The organism is Leptospira venezuelensis (assembly GCF_002150035.1).
Lineage (GTDB): Bacteria > Spirochaetota > Leptospiria > Leptospirales > Leptospiraceae > Leptospira_B > Leptospira_B venezuelensis.
Map to the genome: position 1 here is coordinate 156,684 of NZ_NETS01000006.1, position 18,174 is coordinate 174,857.

The following is an 18,174-nucleotide window of genomic DNA, read 5'->3' on the forward strand; positions in this document are numbered from 1 at the left end:
ATCTCTTTCTAACTCGCATAAAAAAATCTGGTAAGTATATGCAAACCGTAGCATCGCTTCCTAAAACAAAAATAGTTCGTCATGAATTGTTCCTGATACTGCTTCTTGCGAGCATTCAATTCACGAATATCATGGATTTTATGATCATGTTCCCGCTTCAGGATTATTTTTTGAAGCAGTTTCAGATCGATACTGCGATGTTTTCCTTAGTTCTTTCTTCTTATTCTTTTGCAGCTGCAATTGCTGCTTTGATCGGCGCTAACTTTATTGATCGTTTCAATCGTAAGTCTGCTGCTATCTTTCTATATGTGGGATTTTTGGTAGGAACTGCCCTTTGTGCGGTTGCTAATACATATTCCTTTCTTCTGATCGCAAGGGTGATTGCAGGGATTTTCGGAGGAATGGTCAGTGGGGTCATCCTTTCTATCATAGGTGATGTTTTCCCTATTGAAAAGAGAGGGAAGGCTATGGGTGGAGTGATGGGTGCATTCTCAGCTGCTTCCGTTTTGGGAGTTCCTTCAGGTATCCGAATTGCGATGAGTTCGGGTTGGAATTATACATTCGCATTTATCGTGGTTCTTGGCCTTCCGATCCTTGTTCTTGCCATTTTATATTTGCCTAGTCTTCCTTCTAAAATGGAAAAGCAGAAGATGGCGGATTTCAGTCAGCTAATTAACGTGCTTTCTAAGAGAGATCACTTGGTCGCTTTGGCTTTTTTTATGAGCGTAATCTTGGGTGGATTTACTGTCGTAACTTCGATAGCTGTTTTTATGGAAAGGAATATGGGTTTCTCCAAGACTCAGGTCAGCCATATCTACGAGATTGGAGGGATTTGCACTTTCGTTTCTTCCTGGATCGTTGGGTTCTTGTCTGATAAATTCGGAAAGCATAAGGTTTTTCTGATTTTGGTTCTTCTTGCCTTGTTACCGATTATAGCGATTACCCATTTGCCAAAGGACCTGCCAGTGTACATGGCCCTCGGAGTTACGACAGTTTTTATGGTCCTAGTATCCGGTCGGGTCATCCCGTCGATGGCGATGTTAACTTCTGCAATTCGACCTGAGGTCAGGGGAAGTTTTATGTCGGTGAATTCCAGCTTACAGAGCGTTGCTACAGGTGTTGGAGCTCTTCTTGCTGGAGCGGTCCTGATCCAACTACCAAATGGAACTTTCGAAAGATTTGATGTAGTAGGTTATTTCGCGGTGGGTTTCAATCTTCTCGCTCTCTATCTATCCAGAAAGGTGAAAATAGTTTCCTAAGTTACGTTTAGGAAACTTGTTTCTGAAATCCGTAAAAAAATACGGACATTTCTTGACTTTTTAATGCGACAGAATATCGTCTGGCCACACGTTAAAGGAGGTGGTTTAGTTGAGTAGCGACAGTTGCAGCAAGAAAATGACCTGTGAGGTGGCTGAGCAATAGCCCAGGCCCCTGCAAAATGGCCCTCTTGGACCTATTGCAATACCATCAGACCACTGGCCTTTCTGAGTTCCGAGAATTGGTCACTTTCGGGCATTTAGCATAGCTAGACGCAGACACTCAGAAGGTTTTAATTTCTTCCTTTTAAGATATAATCGAGGTTCGGGGAATTTCCTAATTCGAATCTGTAGTAACTTCGACACTAATTACCGAGTTTCCTCCCTTCTTCCTAATCCAAAGTTCATACTAGCTAACTATTTCTGAGCTAAGGCGAACTCCTGCGTAAATCGTCGAAGATACTACAAACTTCCAAATCAATATTCCGTCTTGAAATTTACCTAAGGAACCTAAGACTGACTCCGGCAGGATCTTATTTGGAATGAAGCGGGCTTTGGTATTATCCGGTGGAGGCGCTCGAGGCGCATATCATGCCGGGGTCCTAAAATATTTAGAAGAAATCGGATTCAAACCTGATGTAGTCTGCGGAACTTCCGTGGGCGCTATTACTGCTTCCGCCTTAGGTTGCGGGATGGATGCGGCAAGGATCATAGATCTTTGGAAATCTATTGAGATCCAAAAGGTTATGAAATATTCCATCTGGAACGATTTTTTGGACCTTATCTTCCGCAGATTTTCTCCGCTTGCGGACACTACGCCTTTAAAATATTTACTCTATTCTCAATTAGATTTTCGTAATATGCGGAAGAACCCTATGGAAATCATCATCACTGCAGTGAATATATTGACTGCTGAGTTGGTTTTTTTCGGAAACAAGGACATAGATATAGAACATGTGATGGCTTCTTCTGCCATACCTTTAATTTTCCCTTGGCAGTATGTGGATGGAAAACCTCATTGGGATGGGGGAGTGATGGCGAATGTTCCAATTCTTCCTGCAGTAGAAAGAGGCGCAAAAGAGATAGTAGTAGTTTTGTTGTCTCCTGTGGGAGGAGTGAATATGGGACTTCCGCGGAACAGAAGGGATGGACTCGAGAGAGTTTTTGAACTTTCTTTGATCGGATCCTTTCAGACTATCATGGCAAATCTACAGTATCAAAAAAAACAAAAGGATAATAAGAAGAAGGGATTCACCAAATCATTATTATCCTTCTCTGAGCCTGAAAAAACGGATTATAAAATCAGAGTGATCGGCCCTAGAACCTCTCTCGGTTTCGGGAGTATATTAAATTTCTCTCAAGTACAAGCGGACTATTTGATTAGCCGCGGATATGAAGACGCCAAAATCCAATTCGGGGAAGATTAAGATCCAATGCTGGAAATCAAGGTAGAAGACGGCAATTTTATAGATTCAGAAGGATATATTCTCCAGTTAAGAGGAGTCAATCTTTCAGGTAGCACTAAACTTCCTTTTAAGCCGGATGGGACCACACATTTCGATCAATCATTAAGTTTTCATGATCATAGAAAAGTCTCCTTTGTCGGGAGACCTTTAGAAGAGAAAGAAGCTGCAGAACATTTGGATCGATTGAAGAAATGGGGATTTAACTTTCTTCGTTTTCTTGTCACTTGGGAAGCTGTAGAACATTTAGGTCCAGGTAAGTATGACCAAGCATATTTGGATTATATCGAAAGAATGGTGGCACTTGCCGATAAAAAAGGGTTCTACGTTTTTATAGATCCTCATCAGGACGTTTGGTCTAGATTTACTGGCGGAGATGGAGCTCCAGGTTGGACTTTGGAAGAAGTCGGAATGAATATCGAGAATATTAAAGATTCCGATACTGCAATCGTTCATCATTTTCAAGGCAGGAATTATAAAAGAATGTCCTGGCCTCTCAACTATCAGAAGTATGCATGTGCTACGATGTTCACTCTTTTTTTTGGAGGAAAAACATTTGCACCTAAACTTTCTATACACGGCAAGAATGTAGAAACCTTCTTACAAGACCATTATATAGAAGCGATGTGTAGGATCGCGAAGAAGGTTGCTAAATACAAAAATGTCTTAGGATTCGATTCTTTGAATGAACCTTCTCCTGGATGGATCGGTAAAAAGAATATTGGTGAATTTTCAGGACTTGGTTTTGGAAAACTTCTAACGACTTCGCCATTCCAGGAGATGTTCTTATCCGAAGGAAGAACCGTAAGGGCAAACAATGCTTACATGTTAGGTTTTACTGGATTCAATTTAGGAAAAACTAAGATAAATACTAAGTCAGTTCCATTATGGCAGGAAGGAAAACATTGTATTTGGAGAGAACATGGAGTTTGGGATTATGATCCGAACGGCGCTCCAATGTTACTTCGTCCTGATTATTTTAATAAATACAGAGGAAGAAAAATAGAATTCTATCCTGAGTTCATGCTTCCTTTTATCAAAAGATTTAAAACCAGAATACAAACCGTTCAGAAAAAATTCTCCATCTTTGTAGAATCTGACCCAGGAAGTTTAGAACTGGACTGGAATGAAAAGCCGAAAAAGGGAGAAGGTACAGTAATCAATGCGACTCATTGGTACGATGTTTCTGTTTTGATGTTCAAACGTTTTATCCCTTGGTTCGGAGTTCATATCTTTAAGCAAATTCCAATATTCGGAAAGAAGAATGTGGAGAAGGCTTATGAAGATACGATCAGAATGATCAAAGAAGTTTCTATCAAAAAGATGAATAATTGCCCTACAGTGATCGGAGAAACGGGAATCCCAATGGACATGAACGGGCGTTTGGCTTTCCGAACAAAAAACTATTCTCATTTAGAAGCTTCTCTAGATCGTATCATAACTTCGATCGAGAAAAATTTCGTACATTATACACTTTGGAATTATACTCCTGATAATACTCATAGTTTAGGAGATAGATGGAATGAAGAAGATCTTTCACTCTACTCTTTGGATACTCCAAAAAGTATAGATGAAGATGGGGGAAGGGCAGTTAGAGCATTCTCTAGGCCTTATCCTATCCGAACTAAAGGTAATCCGGAAGCGATTAGTTTTGATATGGAAAAATCCATGTTTAAATATTCTTTCCGAAAAGAAGGAGATGAGATTCCAGTAGCAGAGATTTTTCTCCCCGAAATACATTATAGAAATGGATTCGATGTGCTAGTGAATGCAGGAAGTTGGAAGTATGATCCTAAAAAGAGAATACTTACTTTCAAGGGAGAAAAGTCCGTTTCTTATTATGGCATAACTATTTTCCCGACTAAAAAATAACTTTTCTATAGAATGGGAATCATTAGAATGGCCTTCGTCGTTAAACTGTCGGAATTCTCCAAGGTTTTGGAAATTTTCGACCTTATCTAGTTAGAGATTTGACTCGGGCTAATATTAGCGACATAGAATTAAAAATTCGCAGAGGTCTTTGCATGAAAAACACGTTTTTTTCGATCCTTACAATTCTAATTTTTGCAGGTCTTATTTCTTGCGGCGGAGCGAAAGTGAGCCAAGCAGAATGTGATCCAGTTGTAAACGAATTGATTTCCAACCTTGCTGTTGGCCAAACTCCTGAGCAAGCAGATAAACTCAAAGCTATGCAAGGTCAAATTTCGGCTCATCTACTCAAAGAGTGTATGACTGGGAAATATGATCTTACATGTTTAAAATCTTCTAAATCACTTGCAGCTCTTGCTACTTGTAAGAAGTAATTTTTAATCACAAAGGGCCGGGTTCTTCCGGCTCTTCTGCTTAATCTTCTTTTATCAAAAAGAAGCCTTTCTCCTCAGAATAACATCCATGCTCCCGATATAGTCCAGAAGGATAAAAATGTATCCTTTGAGCATACCTATATCTACTGGAAATGCACCTAAGGCAAACATCCCAGCGAACGGCCCAATCACATTCTTCTTTCCTGAACGCGGGAAGTACTCTTAAGAGTGGCTTCGATTCAGGAGTTTCATTTGGGAAGGAAGCTTCTGGAGATGGATGGAGGAGAGGGGGGTGTAGAATGGTCGAAGTTACTACAACAAAGGCTAAGATTTGAAGGGCAGGATTCATTCTAACTGGATTCGCAGATGCAGATACGAATTCTATCGGTTCGATTGAGAAGGATCTGGAGCGTTTGAGGATTAAAAATTATGTCTCATATGAGTCGAGTGGATTCGCTGAAATGTAGTATCTTCGACAGGCAATGAAAATACCTCTTTATAGTCGAAGTTACTACAAAATTCCCATCTAACTCCGCTTCTATAATTCACCATGTGGAACTCTCGTTCGATCCACTTTCACAATATCCCTTCTTCTATTTTTTAAAATGGAAGCTTCAAAAAATGTAAACCTTCCTACAAATTTTTCTCCTTCTTGTAAAAAAGACCGACCCGATATGTTAATTCTATCAAAGCCCATTCGCGAAGAGGAGAAAAGGGTATAGTTTAGAACAGCCGCCGGAAATTACTTGAATTAAGCGTTTCGAGTTGGAATCTTTGTGTAATGGCATCCCGAAAAGATTTTATGGAAACCCTGTATCGGGAATCCAACGGGAGAATTTTTGATTTCTTGTATAAGTATACCGGAAATCCAGAAACTGCCTCTGACCTAATGCAGGATACATTTCTTAATTTTTTTAAGAAGTATTCTAATTCCGACTTAAACAAAGAGCAAGCCCTAAAGCTGTTATACACGATCGCAAGAAATCGATCGATTAACTATGCCAAGAAGTTCTCCACGGTGAAAGAATCCGGAACGGACGACATGGGAACTTATAGAGAAGAAGGGCAAAGTTTCGAAAGAAAAACGGAACTTTCCGACTTGGAATCCAGATTGATGGATTGTTTGGGCGACTTAGAAGAAGGAGAAAGATACGCTTTAGTATTAAAGAATATAGAAAAATACACGTTGGCTGATATTGCAGATATCATGGGGATCTCGATTGCGACTGCATCTAGATTGGTTGTGAAGGCGACTGGAAAACTCGTAGAGATTGCAAAAAACAAACAAATTCTGCCGATGGAATAATACTGAAAAGACTGTTGAAGGGAAGAATGGACGAAAATTTCGAACATAAAATTAGGAAGGCAATCGAAGGTGAGAAGAATGAATTCAGTTCTTCTATCGATAAATTGTCAGATATGCTTTCCAAATCTTGGGTTTCTCCTCCTTCAAATATTTCATTCGAAGAAATCTATGAAAAAGCCCAAGCCTCTAAGGTTATCAGTTTTAAAAAACCGTTATTATATACTATTGCTTCTGCTGCTGCGATCTTGATCGGAGCATTCAGCTTTTTTATTTTACAAAACCCTAAAGCTCCTCCCTTAAAGAACGAACTCGGAATATCTGTGACTAAAATTATTGGAAAAGGGTATTTATTCTCCTCTGATTCCGAAAAACTTTTAGCCTTAAACGAAGGTGAATCCGTAGGTTTCGGGCAAATTTTAAAGACCGAGCCAGGATCTAAACTTTTCCTAAGCATTGCAAAAGGAGAAGGTATGGTCTTGGAGGAATCTACAGAACTCGAGATCATGAAAGAAGGAAAACAATCTTTCAGACTTCGGAATGGAAGCATCTTAGTTCATCTACACAAGAATTTGAAAAAGGACGAATTTAAGATCATAACCGAAACAGGTTTGGTAGAAGTTAGAGGAACAAAATTTGAAGTCAGGGAAAGTCTTAAAGAAGGGACGATAGTCTCCGTTTTAGAAGGAAGGGTGGCTGCAAAGAGTAGCAGTGAGCCGAATCGGGGAGAGCAAGTTTTGGAGCCAGGCCAAAAGATCCGATTGGAGGCAAAAGGATTCCAGAGAACTTTTCTATCTTCTGCGGAGCAAAAAGACTTAGGGTTTAAATTTTCAGAACTTCATGTGGATGAGATCCCGCGAAATTCCGAGAAATCTTTTTCCAACAAAGATGATCTATTTAACGAATACCAAAGATTGGAGAGGGTCTTACTTTCCAATGGTGAGACGTTGGAAGGTGTGATTGTCGACATGGACGAAAATTTTATGTATTTGCAAACTCTTGAGAAGGAAATAAAAATCCAAAGAGATTCAGTTATGGAGGTGATTCAACTTCGTTAAAATTGAAATATTTTTGACATGTGGAGAATTTTAAAGAAATTCTACCAAAGAAGGCTAATTCCCATGTCTGAAGAAACTGCAAACCCCTCCGCAAAAACCCCTCGATATAAAAGACATCTTGCCAATTATTTGATCGATAAGGACTTTCAATTACGGTTCTTCTTAAATTTTTCTTTATTGTTTATCTTCGGGTTACTTCTTACTCTCGGGTTTTTATTTTGGATCCATTCTACTAAATACGACAAAGGTGTTGTTTTCAGGCTTCGCCAAGACACTGTTAAGGTATATCAAAAGGGATTTGAGATAGTTAATGGAGAAGAGAAGGACAAGTTCGTTGAGAAGGAGCTTGCTCTTCCTGATTACGATCATGGCCTGGATCTTTTTTCCATTCAATTTAAGGGAATTCTTCTATTCTCTATGTTGTATCTTCTACTTTCTGCGATCTTTGTTTTGGTCTATTCTCATAAGATGGCCGGGCCGATCTATAATATTAAGAAGAATCTAAAATTGCTGCTGGATGGTAAAGACGTAGACAAGATCCGGATTCGAAGCGGCGACGAGTTTCAAGATCTTGCTGATCTTCTCAATGAGTTGATCGATAAAAAGATTCACGGCAAAAAGAATTAAGAGAGGGGACTTTGTAGTATCTTCGACATAGGTTTCTTCATATCTTCGTTTTCTAAATTTGAATAGCCAATTTAGGGTGGTCTTGAAACATGCGGAACGTGTATGAAGGAAATACTCGTTCCGGAAACTTCTCATTTATTATATAATTCCGATTCGAGAAAAATGGATAGGCTTTCTGCTGAAAGCGTTAACCTCGTATTAACTTCACCTCCTTATCCCATGGTTGAAATGTGGGATGATCTCTTCAAAAGCTGGGACAAAAATACCAAAAGCGCGCTTGCCAAAAACTTGGGAAATAAAGCCTTCGAAGCAATGCATTTGCAACTTGATAAGGTTTGGAGCGAATGTTTTCGAGTTTTGAAAGAGGGTGGCATCCTACTTGTAAATATAGGGGATGCCACTCGGAGCATTGGAGGGGAGTTCAGTTTATTTTCGAATCATTCTAGGATTTTACAGGCCTGTCGTAACTTCGGCTTTGGTTCTTTACCCGATATCCTTTGGAGAAAGCAGACTAATTCCCCAACTAAGTTCATGGGTTCCGGAATGTATCCGGTAGGTGCATACGTTACTTATGAGCATGAGTATATTCTAATCCTTCGGAAAGGTGGCTTAAGAAAGTATTCTAAATCTGAGACGGAGATCCGACGTAATAGTGCCTTTTTCTGGGAAGAAAGGAATGTTTGGTTCTCCGATGTCTGGGACCTAAAGGGGGAAAGGCAGATTTTTAAGGATGTAGGAGCTTCGCGGGAACGGACTGCAGCATTTCCTTTAGATTTTGCCTATCGATTGGTAAACATGTTCTCAATAAAGGGTGATACTATTTTAGATCCTTTTTTGGGAACAGGAACCACCTCGTTAGCAGCTCTTCTTTCTTCGAGAAATAGCATCGGCTACGACGTAGATGAAGGAATTCTCGAAATTGCGAGGAAGAAACTTCTTGGTGGGACAAATATTTCGTCGAAGTTACTACAAAATAGATTACAAAGTCATCTTGATTTCATTTTAGATCGGAAGAAGCAAAAGAAGGAGACTTCCCATAAGAATAAGTATTATGGATTTCCTGTAATCACTTCTCAAGAGACAGAATTGACCCTCGAATTAGTCGATTCCTTGATCGAGAATGAACATTTCTCCTTGAAGGCTAGTTATTCCCGGTTTAATCTATAAAATTCTTCCAAAAACTAAGTTTCAAATTGTTGCTATTATAATGGATATAGTAGACCCTACTACAGTTTCATTGAATAAAATAGTCTTATAGGAAAACCCGCGTATGAAATACCGAGCACTTTTATCTGCATTTATCATTTCTTCTATTTTGATTGTTTTACCTTCTTCCTTGTTTGCTGATGAAGAGATTGCCATTGTGCTGTTCGTTGTGGGAGACGCTTCTGCTACCCAGGATGGGAAAAAAGTTAACCTCAAAAAGAATTCAATTTTAAAAAAGCAGGACGAACTCGAAACAAAAGAGGGAAAAGTGGATCTGCAAATTGGGCCTTCCGTGGTCATTCGTATTGCAGCTTTCACAAAAATTAAGATCGCGGAATTGAGTTCTGACAAAAAGGCGAATAAGTCAAAATTAGAACTTGTTTCCGGTAAAGTATTCGCTCGAGTAGATAAAGGATCTAAGAAAGAAGATTTTACGATAACTGCACCTTCTTACAATGCGGGCGTTCGCGGAACACAATTTGTAGTATCCGAAGAAAGTGAAGCTCAACGCAAAGAAAATCCTGATAATGAAGATTCCGATGTGCCAAATGGGATTTTTGTGAAAGAAGGGGAAGTCGGAGTTACTACAGAAAATGGAAAAAGTTTTCCGTTAAAACGAGATGAAGAAGCAGTACTATCCCCTCAGGGACTTCTCAAACAGCCGCTGGAAGAATTCATGCGAGAGAAAATGAAGATTTTAGATGGTTTCAAGAAGATCATGGAAGAAAATTATAAGATTCTTCGAGATCAAAAGCTCCAGAATCAGGAATTATTAAATCAAACTAAGCAGGATATATAATGTATCTTACTGTAGTAACTACGACAATTTAAAAATTCTCACGCGTTAAATCGAATTTTGGAAACGAGAAGAGTATGAACTCTATCGTTTTCCAAAATGAGAAGCTTAAACGAAAGGCAAGGATTGTTCAGAATCCATATCCATCGACGGCATTGGTTCCAGAAAGGCTGTGGAGAAAAGTCTCTGCAGATAGCAAACGAAACTTTTCAAGATATTTGAGGAGTTTGCAAGCTAAGTACGGTTTATTGCTTCAGTCACAGAGGTATATGGGAAGAAATCCACTCCGAACTTCCTTTCAGGCAAAAGGCCAAAACTTGATCCGCCATAGTTATCGTCCGAAAGAAGAAAATTATCAGGAACTGAGAAATGTCGCTCTCGCGCATGGAGTTTCGATGAACTACATAATTGTATTAATGATATCTTGGGACTTGCTTGAAGTTGATGAAAGAATTCTTTCCCATTTTTGGCGAAATCGAAAAGCGCCAACTTCGAGGATTTTAGAGATTCGTCGCGTTCTGAATTTAGAAACACGAGAAGTTAGGATTATTTTATTGGGATGGCCTCATAAATTCATTTTGGAGAGAGGATCTCCAAATTGGCGTTAATATTCACATCCCAACGTTTTCATTATACGACATAATTGTCCTTTAAAAGTTGGTAATTTTTGCTTGAAGAAATCAAGATATCTTGATATCTTGTGAGAAGGTCCTGAAAATGTCGTTAAAGGATACATCTTTAGAAAGAGAATCTGTCGGAACTTACTCAGATTCAGTGGTTACGCCTTCCGTAACAAACGGAACTTTTCAAGACCGAGACATTTTACTCGCAATAAAGGCGTTATCAGATGAGACCCGCATTCGAGTTCTTCGGATACTTTCTATTGCTCCTCTCAATGTTCAGGAAATCACTGAAGTTCTAGAGATGGGGCAATCTAGGATCTCTAGACACCTAAAGATACTAGCTGATGCAGGATTTCTGACATTCCAACGGGAAGGTTCGTGGGTATATTATAGCCCTAAAGTTTCAAATGACGATTCGCAGGATTTTTCTGCAAGATTTCATACACTTCTTCTGGATTTCGAAAAGAGTCTTCCGTATTCGGAACAAGATTTAGTTAAGACAAAGGATATTCTTAAACAGAGAGATCTGAAAAGATCAAAATATTTTGACGATGTTGCTCAGAATTGGGAGAGCATTCAGAGTGATGTTCTTGATCCGGTTTTATATAGGAATAAGATCCTGGATTTACTTCCGGAACATTCTAGTCGGATCTTAGACCTTGGATGTGGCCCTGGAGGTTTAATTCCTTACTTATTAATGAAGAGTCAGGAAGTTATCGGCATCGATTCCTCTGAAAAGATGATTAAAGAGGCGAGAAGTTCCTTCTTGAATAATTCTCAAGTTCAATTGTTTACATCTGAGATTGAAACTTTGCCTGAAAATCTGATGCAGTCGGCAGATTCTGTCGTAGCTTCGATGGTCTTACACCACTTATCCAATCCACCTCGGGCTATGAAAGAAATACATAAAGTACTCAAGGACAACGGCACTTTCATCATAGTAGATCTAAAGAAACACAATCAAGAAATCATGCGCGATAATTTCGCCGACTTATGGCTCGGATTCGAGTCGGAACTTCTCACAGATTGGCTGAACCACACAGGCTTCAGCCTTGAATCCATCGAAGAAGTAGAATCTCAGAAATACTTCAAAGTATTAATAATTAAAGCTAAGAAAAGAGGAGGACTTTAATGTCCGCTACAATACAAGAAAAAGGTTTAAAATATAAGGTTAAAGACATTTCTCTCGCGGACTGGGGTCGCGAAGAAATCATTCTGGCTGAAAAAGAAATGCCAGGTCTAATGTCCTTGCGTAAAGAGTATAAGGGAAAACAACCTCTGAAAGGTGCGCGTATCGCAGGTTCCCTTCACATGACAATCCAAACTGCAGTTCTGATTGAAACTCTAACTGAGCTTGGAGCGGAAGTTCGTTGGTCTTCTTGCAATATCTTCTCCACTCAAGACCATGCAGCGGCGGCTATTGCAAAAACTGGGGTTCCTGTGTTCGCTTGGAAAGGTGAAACGGAAGAAGAATACTGGTGGTGTGTAGAGCAAACCATCTTCTTCGATGGTGGAAAAGGCCCGAACATGATCCTGGACGACGGCGGTGACCTTACCATGTATATTCATGAGAAATACCCTCAACTTCTTGCTGAGATCAAAGGGGTTTCTGAAGAAACTACTACAGGAGTGAAAGGTCTCGAAAAACTTCTGAAAAAAGGAGAGTTGAAACTTCCTGCGATCAACGTGAACGATTCCGTTACCAAGTCTAAATTCGACAACTTATACGGTTGCAGAGAATCTTTAGCAGATGGTATCAAACGTGCAACTGACGTTATGCTTGCTGGAAAAGTAGCTCTTGTTTGTGGATATGGAGACGTTGGAAAGGGTTCTGCCGCATCTTTACGCAATTTTGGTGCAAGGGTGATCGTTACTGAGATCGATCCTATCTGCGCTCTTCAGGCAGTAATGGAAGGATACCAAGTTCTAAGGGTAGAAGACGCAATCGAATTCGTGGATATTGTAGTAACAGCGACCGGAAACGACGACATTATTTCCCTTGAACACATGAAAGCAATGAAAGATGGCGCGATTCTTTGTAATATTGGACACTTCGATACAGAGATTCAAATGTCCAGATTGAATGCTGAAAAGGGTGTGGTTAAGAAGGAAATTAAACCTCAAGTAGACAAATACACTTTCGAGAATGGTAGATCCATCATCGTTCTTGCAGAAGGTCGTTTAGTAAACTTAGGTTGTGCGACGGGTCACCCATCTTTCGTAATGTCCTGTTCTTTCACGAACCAAGTATTGGCTCAGATCGAACTTTGGAACAATAAATACGAAATCGGCGTCTATAGATTACCTAAAAAATTAGATGAGAAAGTTGCAGCGTTGCATTTGGAACAATTAGGAGTTCGCCTAACCACATTAAACGCTAAACAAGCTGAGTATATCGGAGTGCCGGTAGAAGGTCCGTTCAAACCGGAACATTACCGCTATTAATCGATAAGGAGAGGTCGGTGGCATACGTAGTAACCGAGCCCTGCGTAGGGTGTAAAATTACTTACTGTGCTGCTGCCTGTCCTGTTGAAGCTTTCCGAGAAGGAAATGATTACTTAGTTATAGATCCGGACATTTGCATCAATTGTAATGATTGTTTGAGAGAATGTCCGGTGAATGCCATTTTCCCGGAGGATGAGGTGCCGGTGATATGGGAAGATTGGATCGTTCTGAACGCAAAAGAATCGAAAACGTTGCCGATGATCAACGATCTTAAAAAACCTCTTTTAAATAAGAACTGCAATATTAAAGAATTATGAAACATAAATTTCCCACATACACAAATTCCAAAGCACAGGAACTCTTAAAATTATTAGAAGAGAGGATACTGGTTCTTGACGGAGCAATGGGAACCATGATCCAGCGATATGGTCTAGGGGAAGAGGATTTTCGAGATGAAAGACTCAAAGATCATCCGTCTGCCTTAAAAGGGAACAATGATCTACTTGTGATCACCAAGCCTGAAGTGATCGAAGAAATACATTATAAATTTTTGGAAGCAGGGGCGAATATTTTAGAAACGAATACGTTCAGCTCTAATAGAATTTCCCAAGCAGATTATAATGCAGAAGCGTATGTTGATGAACTGAACAGAAAAGCGGTGAAGGTTGCTCGTGCTGCAATGGAAAAGTTTGCCAAAACTCATCCTGATCAGCCACTATTCCTTGCGGGATCGATTGGACCTACGACAAGGACCGCTTCTCTTTCTCCTGATGTGAATAACCCGGCATATCGTGCAGTGACCTTTGACGAATTAGTAGAAACATTTTATGAGCAAGTAAGAGCACTAGTGGAAGAAGGAGTCGATATTCTTCTTTCTGAAACGAACATAGACACTTTAAATCTAAAAGCTATTATCGTTGCAATTGAGAACGTCTTCAAAGATTTGAATGTGCGAATTCCCGTTTCTCTTTCAGTTACGATAACTGATGCTTCCGGGAGAACTTTGTCGGGACAGACAATTGAAGCATTCTACAATTCCATTTATCATGCAAATCCACTTTCTGTCGGAATTAACTGCGCCTTAGGTGCAGGAGAGATGAGACCCTATATAGAAGAATTATCCAGGATCTCGGGTTGTTATATTAGTTGTTATCCGAATGCCGGCTTGCCTAACGCATTCGGAGGATACGATCAGACTCCCGAAGAATTTGGAAAATTTTTGGAAGATTTTTCCAACCAAGGTTGGTTGAATATTGCTGGGGGATGTTGCGGAACTACTCCTGCTCATATCAAAGAAGGCGCCAAAGCTGTCCAAGGTAAAAAACCTAGACTTATACCTGAGATAGTAGGAAAGACCAGATTATCCGGATTAGAACCTTTGACTATAGATGAAACAACTGGTTTCGTCTTAATTGGAGAAAGAACTAACGTAACCGGTTCTCCTAAATTCAAAAAATTGATCTTAGAAGGAAACTTCGAAGAAGCAGTATCCGTTGCTTTGCAACAGGTGGAAGCAGGCGCTAACGTTATCGATATAAACTTCGATGAGGCTCTCTTAGACGGAGAAGCCTCCATGAAAGAATTTTTGAACCTGATCGCGGTAGAACCTGATATTGCAAAAGTTCCTTTCATGGTGGATAGTTCTAAGTGGTCTGTTTTAGAGACTGGATTAAAATGTATCCAAGGAAAACCGATCGTAAACTCCATCTCCTTGAAAGAAGGAGAAGAGAAGTTTTTGCAACAGGCAAAAACAATCAAGATGTACGGCGCTTCTGTCATCGTGATGGCATTTGATGAACAAGGTCAGGCTGCCACTAAAGATGATAAGGTTCGTATTTGTAAAAGAGCTTACGATTTATTAGTGGAGAAGGCGGACTTCTCTCCGTTCGATATCATTTTCGACCCGAACATACTAACTGTAGGAACAGGGATCGAAGAACATAATAATTATGCGGTAGATTTTATAGAAGCGATCAAAGAGATCAAAGTTGTTTGCCCAGGTGCGAAGATCAGCGGTGGTTTAAGTAATATTTCCTTCTCTTTCCGTGGAAATAATCCAGTGAGAGAAGCAATGCACTCAGCATTCTTATTCTATGCGATCAAAGCTGGGATGGACATGGCGATCGTAAACGCAGGTATGCTTGCAGTTTATGAAGAAATTCCTAAGGATCTTTTAGAAAGAGTAGAGGACGTTCTCCTGAACAGAAGACCGGATGCTACCGAAAGATTAATCGACTTTGCTGAATCAGTTAAGTCAGGTGAGAAGGCTGAGAAAAAAGAAGAAGCCTGGAGAGAAGGAACAGTCGAGCAAAGATTAGAATATTCTTTAGTAAAAGGAATTGTAGAATTCATAGACCAAGATACTGAAGAAGCAAGACTCAAATACGATCAACCATTGCAAGTGATCGAAGGTCCTTTAATGGATGGAATGAGAGTAGTTGGCGATCTGTTCGGAGCCGGAAAAATGTTCCTTCCTCAGGTTGTTAAGAGTGCAAGGGTGATGAAAAAATCGGTGGCATACCTTCTGCCTTTTATGGAAGAAGAGAACCGCAAGCAGGCTCAAGCTTCTAAAAAGCAAAAATTCCTGATCGCTACAGTGAAAGGAGATGTTCACGATATCGGAAAGAATATCGTAGCAGTAGTTCTTGCGTGTAATAACTACGAAGTGATTGACCTCGGCGTAATGGTTCCTTGTGAGAAAATTTTGGAAGAAGCAAAAAAGGAAAATGTAGACATCATCGGTTTATCCGGGCTTATTACTCCTTCTTTGGATGAGATGGTTCACGTTGCTTCTGAAATGAAGAGAACCGGTTTCGATATTCCTCTATTGATTGGAGGAGCTACTACAAGTTCTGCTCATACTTCTGTAAAAATTTCAGAGAAATATGACCAACCTGTGGTCCACGTAATTGATGCTTCCAGGGTCGTGAACGTAGTTGCAAAACTTTTGAATCCTTCTTTAAAACCTGATTATATAAAGCAGATTAAAGAAGAGCAAAAGGTCCAAAGAGAAATTTATTTTAACACAAGAAGCGATCGTAAACTTGTTTCTATCGAAGATGCTCGAGATAATAAATATGTTACCGATTGGAATGTGACTAATGTTGTTAAACCGAATTTTACGGGAGTTCGTGTTTTCGATAATGAAATCTCTCTCGAAGAGTTGGTTCCTTTTATAGACTGGTCTCCGTTCTTCCAAGCTTGGGAACTAAAAGGACGTTATCCTTCTATTCTGGAAAGTGAAACATACGGTAAACAAGCTAAAGAATTATTCAAAGACGCTCAGAAATTATTAGCAGATATCGTTTCTAATAAAAGATATACGACCCGAGGAGTGATTGGCGTCTTCCCCGCAAATAGTGTAGGCGACGATATTGAAGTTTACGAAGATGAAACCAGGACAAATATTAAGACCGTTTTTCATACCCTTCGCCAACAGATCAGCAAAGAAGAAAAAGATGAACCTAATTATTGTTTGGCGGACTATATCGCTCCTAAAGAAAGCGGAGTCGCAGATTATATCGGTGGTTTTGCAGTTACTGCGGGTCATGGAGTAGAGGCGTTCGCTTCTATCTTCGACTCTAACCTGGACGACTATAATTCCATCATGGCAAAGGCCTTGGGTGATCGTTTTGCTGAAGCTTTTGCGGAATATATGCACCTGAAGATCCGAAAAGAGATTTGGGGTTATGTGGCCGACGAAAATCTTTCTACTGACGAATTGATCCGTGAACGATATCAGGGCATTCGTCCAGCTGCGGGCTATCCTGCAAGTCCCGATCATACTGAAAAGAGAACCTTATTTGATCTATTAGATGTGGAGAAGAATACAGGCATCACTCTTACTGAACATTTTGCAATGATGCCTGCAAGTTCCGTGAGCGGTTTATACTTTGCACATCCAGCTGCTAAATATTTTGCAGTGGCGAAGATTAATAAAGATCAGGTTCAGGATTATGCAAACAGGAAAGGAATGACTATTTCCGATGTGGAGAAATGGCTTTCCCCGAATTTGGCCTATGATCCCCAAGAGGAAGTTTCGAGAGTCTAATACTTAATGAAACGTTTTGTCGAAGTTACTACAAATCCGGTTCATTCTGAATACCAGGATGAATCGGAGCCTGGAACGGAATTTCCATTCCATCCTTGGTTGGCATCTAAGATAAGGGAAAAGCTGGGTAGGGAAGATCTACGCTTGAAATTGAGTGAGATCAGTTGTGAAGAAGTCTCTTGCCCTGTGATGGAGACCAGAATTGAGGTCATAGATACTACATCCGGCAAAGCTATTTCTTTTCTCAGATTTGGCAGAAAAAAAGAACAAATTAATAAGTTAGATCTGCAGCTTTCCTTCCAGAGAAGGCAAATACTGTAGTAACTTCGACAAATTCTAAGCTGAACTCAAATTCCACCGCTCTATATCGGATCGTGTGCCTCTAAATTGCTGTCGAAGTTACTACAAATCCCTCAATTCAAAACAAATCCTGAAATAACCTTCTCAAAGTTCAATTTCTCTTTCTCGAACTGGCTTTCCAAAGTAAATGTAGAGAACTGAACGGAACCGAAATTACCGCTAGCTAGAAAAGAATAAAAAATAAATCTAAGACCTTTGATCTGAGCTGTATAGGTTACGATCTTTCCTGGTACTCCGTTTACGGAACAATCTTCAATATTTATGATCCTCGCATCCGGATCTGTTTTTGTTACGTTCAATAAGACTAATTCGGGAAATGATTCTAATGGGATTTCTAATCCTTCGTAAATCACCATTGCATTTCCAGTTCTTGCCTGGTTTACGAAATGAAACTCTGCAAATTCATGATTTTCGGTAACGCTTGTCCATAAGGTAGAATTATAAAAAACAGAATATACTCCTGATTTACTTTTGATCAGACTTGTTTGGTCAGCCCCTTTCAGGATGGGCCTAGAAGTATTAGGTTTTTTTGATGGATCTGTCTTGGATTCCGGAGCAAATTGCCAGGTGAAATTCTCTTTCAAGACTACCTTCTTGCCGGTTTTGGTATAAACTACTTCGTCGGCCAATATTGAAGAGGCAGCGCAGAATAAGATTAGGAACTTAATGTTTTTCACGGCCTT

Annotated in this window: 17 protein-coding genes; 15 read left to right on the forward strand and 2 right to left on the reverse strand. The window is 39.9% G+C overall.

Features of this window, described 5'->3' with window-relative positions; genetic code table 11:
* Positions 1 to 38: 38 nt before the first annotated feature.
* The 4 genes from B1C82_RS01135 (at position 39) to B1C82_RS01150 (ending at position 5,022) form a co-directional block, all read left to right on the forward strand.
* Complete coding sequence (locus B1C82_RS01135) at positions 39 to 1,259, forward strand: MFS transporter (protein WP_086445777.1); 1,221 nt, start codon at positions 39 to 41, stop codon at positions 1,257 to 1,259.
* A 539-nt stretch (positions 1,260 to 1,798) separates the two neighbouring features.
* Positions 1,799 to 2,683 carry a patatin-like phospholipase family protein gene (locus B1C82_RS01140; protein ID WP_008589263.1) on the forward strand — a complete coding sequence of 295 codons (885 nt, stop codon included), beginning with the start codon at positions 1,799 to 1,801 and terminating at the stop codon, positions 2,681 to 2,683.
* A gap of 6 nt (positions 2,684 to 2,689) precedes the next feature.
* On the forward strand, positions 2,690 to 4,591 hold the full coding sequence (locus B1C82_RS01145; RefSeq protein WP_086445778.1) for a glycoside hydrolase family 5 protein: 1,902 nt from the start codon (positions 2,690 to 2,692) through the stop codon (positions 4,589 to 4,591).
* 152 nt (positions 4,592 to 4,743) lie between these two features.
* A complete protein-coding gene (locus tag B1C82_RS01150; RefSeq protein WP_086445779.1) occupies positions 4,744 to 5,022 on the forward strand; it encodes a TIGR04454 family lipoprotein in 279 nt (92 codons plus the stop codon).
* A gap of 40 nt (positions 5,023 to 5,062) precedes the next feature.
* On the opposite strand, the gene B1C82_RS01155 is transcribed toward B1C82_RS01150, so the two are convergent.
* Positions 5,063 to 5,371: a hypothetical protein gene (locus B1C82_RS01155; RefSeq protein ID WP_086445780.1), complete on the reverse strand. Its 309-nt coding sequence runs from the start codon at positions 5,369 to 5,371 to the stop codon at positions 5,063 to 5,065.
* A 432-nt stretch (positions 5,372 to 5,803) separates the two neighbouring features.
* Here B1C82_RS01155 and B1C82_RS01160 point away from each other — a divergent pair, with 432 nt between their 5' ends.
* The 11 genes from B1C82_RS01160 (at position 5,804) to B1C82_RS01210 (ending at position 17,452) form a co-directional block, all read left to right on the forward strand.
* On the forward strand, positions 5,804 to 6,328 hold the full coding sequence (locus B1C82_RS01160; protein WP_086445781.1) for an RNA polymerase sigma factor: 525 nt from the start codon (positions 5,804 to 5,806) through the stop codon (positions 6,326 to 6,328).
* 26 nt (positions 6,329 to 6,354) lie between these two features.
* Complete coding sequence (locus B1C82_RS01165; protein WP_199775834.1) at positions 6,355 to 7,383, forward strand: FecR domain-containing protein; 1,029 nt, start codon at positions 6,355 to 6,357, stop codon at positions 7,381 to 7,383.
* A gap of 63 nt (positions 7,384 to 7,446) precedes the next feature.
* Positions 7,447 to 8,010: a hypothetical protein gene (locus B1C82_RS01170; RefSeq protein ID WP_086445783.1), complete on the forward strand. Its 564-nt coding sequence runs from the start codon at positions 7,447 to 7,449 to the stop codon at positions 8,008 to 8,010.
* A gap of 102 nt (positions 8,011 to 8,112) precedes the next feature.
* Complete coding sequence (locus tag B1C82_RS01175) at positions 8,113 to 9,177, forward strand: DNA-methyltransferase (RefSeq protein ID WP_086445784.1); 1,065 nt, start codon at positions 8,113 to 8,115, stop codon at positions 9,175 to 9,177.
* A gap of 103 nt (positions 9,178 to 9,280) precedes the next feature.
* A complete protein-coding gene (locus B1C82_RS01180) occupies positions 9,281 to 10,015 on the forward strand; it encodes a FecR family protein (RefSeq protein ID WP_086445785.1) in 735 nt (244 codons plus the stop codon).
* A gap of 74 nt (positions 10,016 to 10,089) precedes the next feature.
* On the forward strand, positions 10,090 to 10,620 hold the full coding sequence (locus B1C82_RS01185; RefSeq protein WP_086445786.1) for a DUF1564 family protein: 531 nt from the start codon (positions 10,090 to 10,092) through the stop codon (positions 10,618 to 10,620).
* Between the two features lie 109 nt (positions 10,621 to 10,729).
* Positions 10,730 to 11,767, forward strand: a complete 1,038-nt coding sequence (locus tag B1C82_RS01190) for an ArsR/SmtB family transcription factor (protein WP_086445787.1) — start codon at positions 10,730 to 10,732, stop codon at positions 11,765 to 11,767.
* A complete protein-coding gene (ahcY, locus tag B1C82_RS01195) occupies positions 11,767 to 13,080 on the forward strand; it encodes an adenosylhomocysteinase (RefSeq protein ID WP_086445788.1) in 1,314 nt (437 codons plus the stop codon). The genes B1C82_RS01190 and ahcY overlap by 1 nt, the downstream gene beginning before the upstream one ends.
* A 17-nt stretch (positions 13,081 to 13,097) precedes the next feature.
* On the forward strand, positions 13,098 to 13,397 hold the full coding sequence (locus B1C82_RS01200; RefSeq protein WP_086445789.1) for a DUF362 domain-containing protein: 300 nt from the start codon (positions 13,098 to 13,100) through the stop codon (positions 13,395 to 13,397).
* Positions 13,394 to 17,131: a methionine synthase gene (gene metH, locus B1C82_RS01205; RefSeq protein ID WP_086445790.1), complete on the forward strand. Its 3,738-nt coding sequence runs from the start codon at positions 13,394 to 13,396 to the stop codon at positions 17,129 to 17,131. The genes B1C82_RS01200 and metH overlap by 4 nt, the downstream gene beginning before the upstream one ends.
* Positions 17,132 to 17,137: 6 nt before the next feature.
* Positions 17,138 to 17,452: a hypothetical protein gene (locus B1C82_RS01210; protein WP_086445791.1), complete on the forward strand. Its 315-nt coding sequence runs from the start codon at positions 17,138 to 17,140 to the stop codon at positions 17,450 to 17,452.
* Between the two features lie 92 nt (positions 17,453 to 17,544).
* Here the strand turns inward: B1C82_RS01210 and B1C82_RS01215 are convergent, their stop codons facing one another.
* Positions 17,545 to 18,168: a hypothetical protein gene (locus B1C82_RS01215; protein ID WP_086445792.1), complete on the reverse strand. Its 624-nt coding sequence runs from the start codon at positions 18,166 to 18,168 to the stop codon at positions 17,545 to 17,547.
* Between the last annotated feature and the right edge of the window lie 6 nt (positions 18,169 to 18,174).

Bases quoted from the DNA above. Each gene is read 5' to 3' on its own strand.
- B1C82_RS01135 (WP_086445777.1), top strand. From the start codon at position 39: ATGCAAACCGTAGCATCGCTTCCTAAAACAAAAATAGTTCGTCATGAA.
- B1C82_RS01140 (WP_008589263.1), top strand. From the start codon at position 1,799: ATGAAGCGGGCTTTGGTATTATCCGGTGGAGGCGCTCGAGGCGCATAT.
- B1C82_RS01145 (WP_086445778.1), top strand. From the start codon at position 2,690: ATGCTGGAAATCAAGGTAGAAGACGGCAATTTTATAGATTCAGAAGGA.
- B1C82_RS01150 (WP_086445779.1), top strand. From the start codon at position 4,744: ATGAAAAACACGTTTTTTTCGATCCTTACAATTCTAATTTTTGCAGGT.
- B1C82_RS01155 (WP_086445780.1), bottom strand. From the start codon at position 5,371: ATGAATCCTGCCCTTCAAATCTTAGCCTTTGTTGTAGTAACTTCGACC.
- B1C82_RS01160 (WP_086445781.1), top strand. From the start codon at position 5,804: ATGGCATCCCGAAAAGATTTTATGGAAACCCTGTATCGGGAATCCAAC.
- B1C82_RS01165 (WP_199775834.1), top strand. From the start codon at position 6,355: ATGGACGAAAATTTCGAACATAAAATTAGGAAGGCAATCGAAGGTGAG.
- B1C82_RS01170 (WP_086445783.1), top strand. From the start codon at position 7,447: ATGTCTGAAGAAACTGCAAACCCCTCCGCAAAAACCCCTCGATATAAA.
- B1C82_RS01175 (WP_086445784.1), top strand. From the start codon at position 8,113: ATGAAGGAAATACTCGTTCCGGAAACTTCTCATTTATTATATAATTCC.
- B1C82_RS01180 (WP_086445785.1), top strand. From the start codon at position 9,281: ATGAAATACCGAGCACTTTTATCTGCATTTATCATTTCTTCTATTTTG.
- B1C82_RS01185 (WP_086445786.1), top strand. From the start codon at position 10,090: ATGAACTCTATCGTTTTCCAAAATGAGAAGCTTAAACGAAAGGCAAGG.
- B1C82_RS01190 (WP_086445787.1), top strand. From the start codon at position 10,730: ATGTCGTTAAAGGATACATCTTTAGAAAGAGAATCTGTCGGAACTTAC.
- ahcY (WP_086445788.1), top strand. From the start codon at position 11,767: ATGTCCGCTACAATACAAGAAAAAGGTTTAAAATATAAGGTTAAAGAC.
- metH (WP_086445790.1), top strand. From the start codon at position 13,394: ATGAAACATAAATTTCCCACATACACAAATTCCAAAGCACAGGAACTC.
- B1C82_RS01210 (WP_086445791.1), top strand. From the start codon at position 17,138: ATGAAACGTTTTGTCGAAGTTACTACAAATCCGGTTCATTCTGAATAC.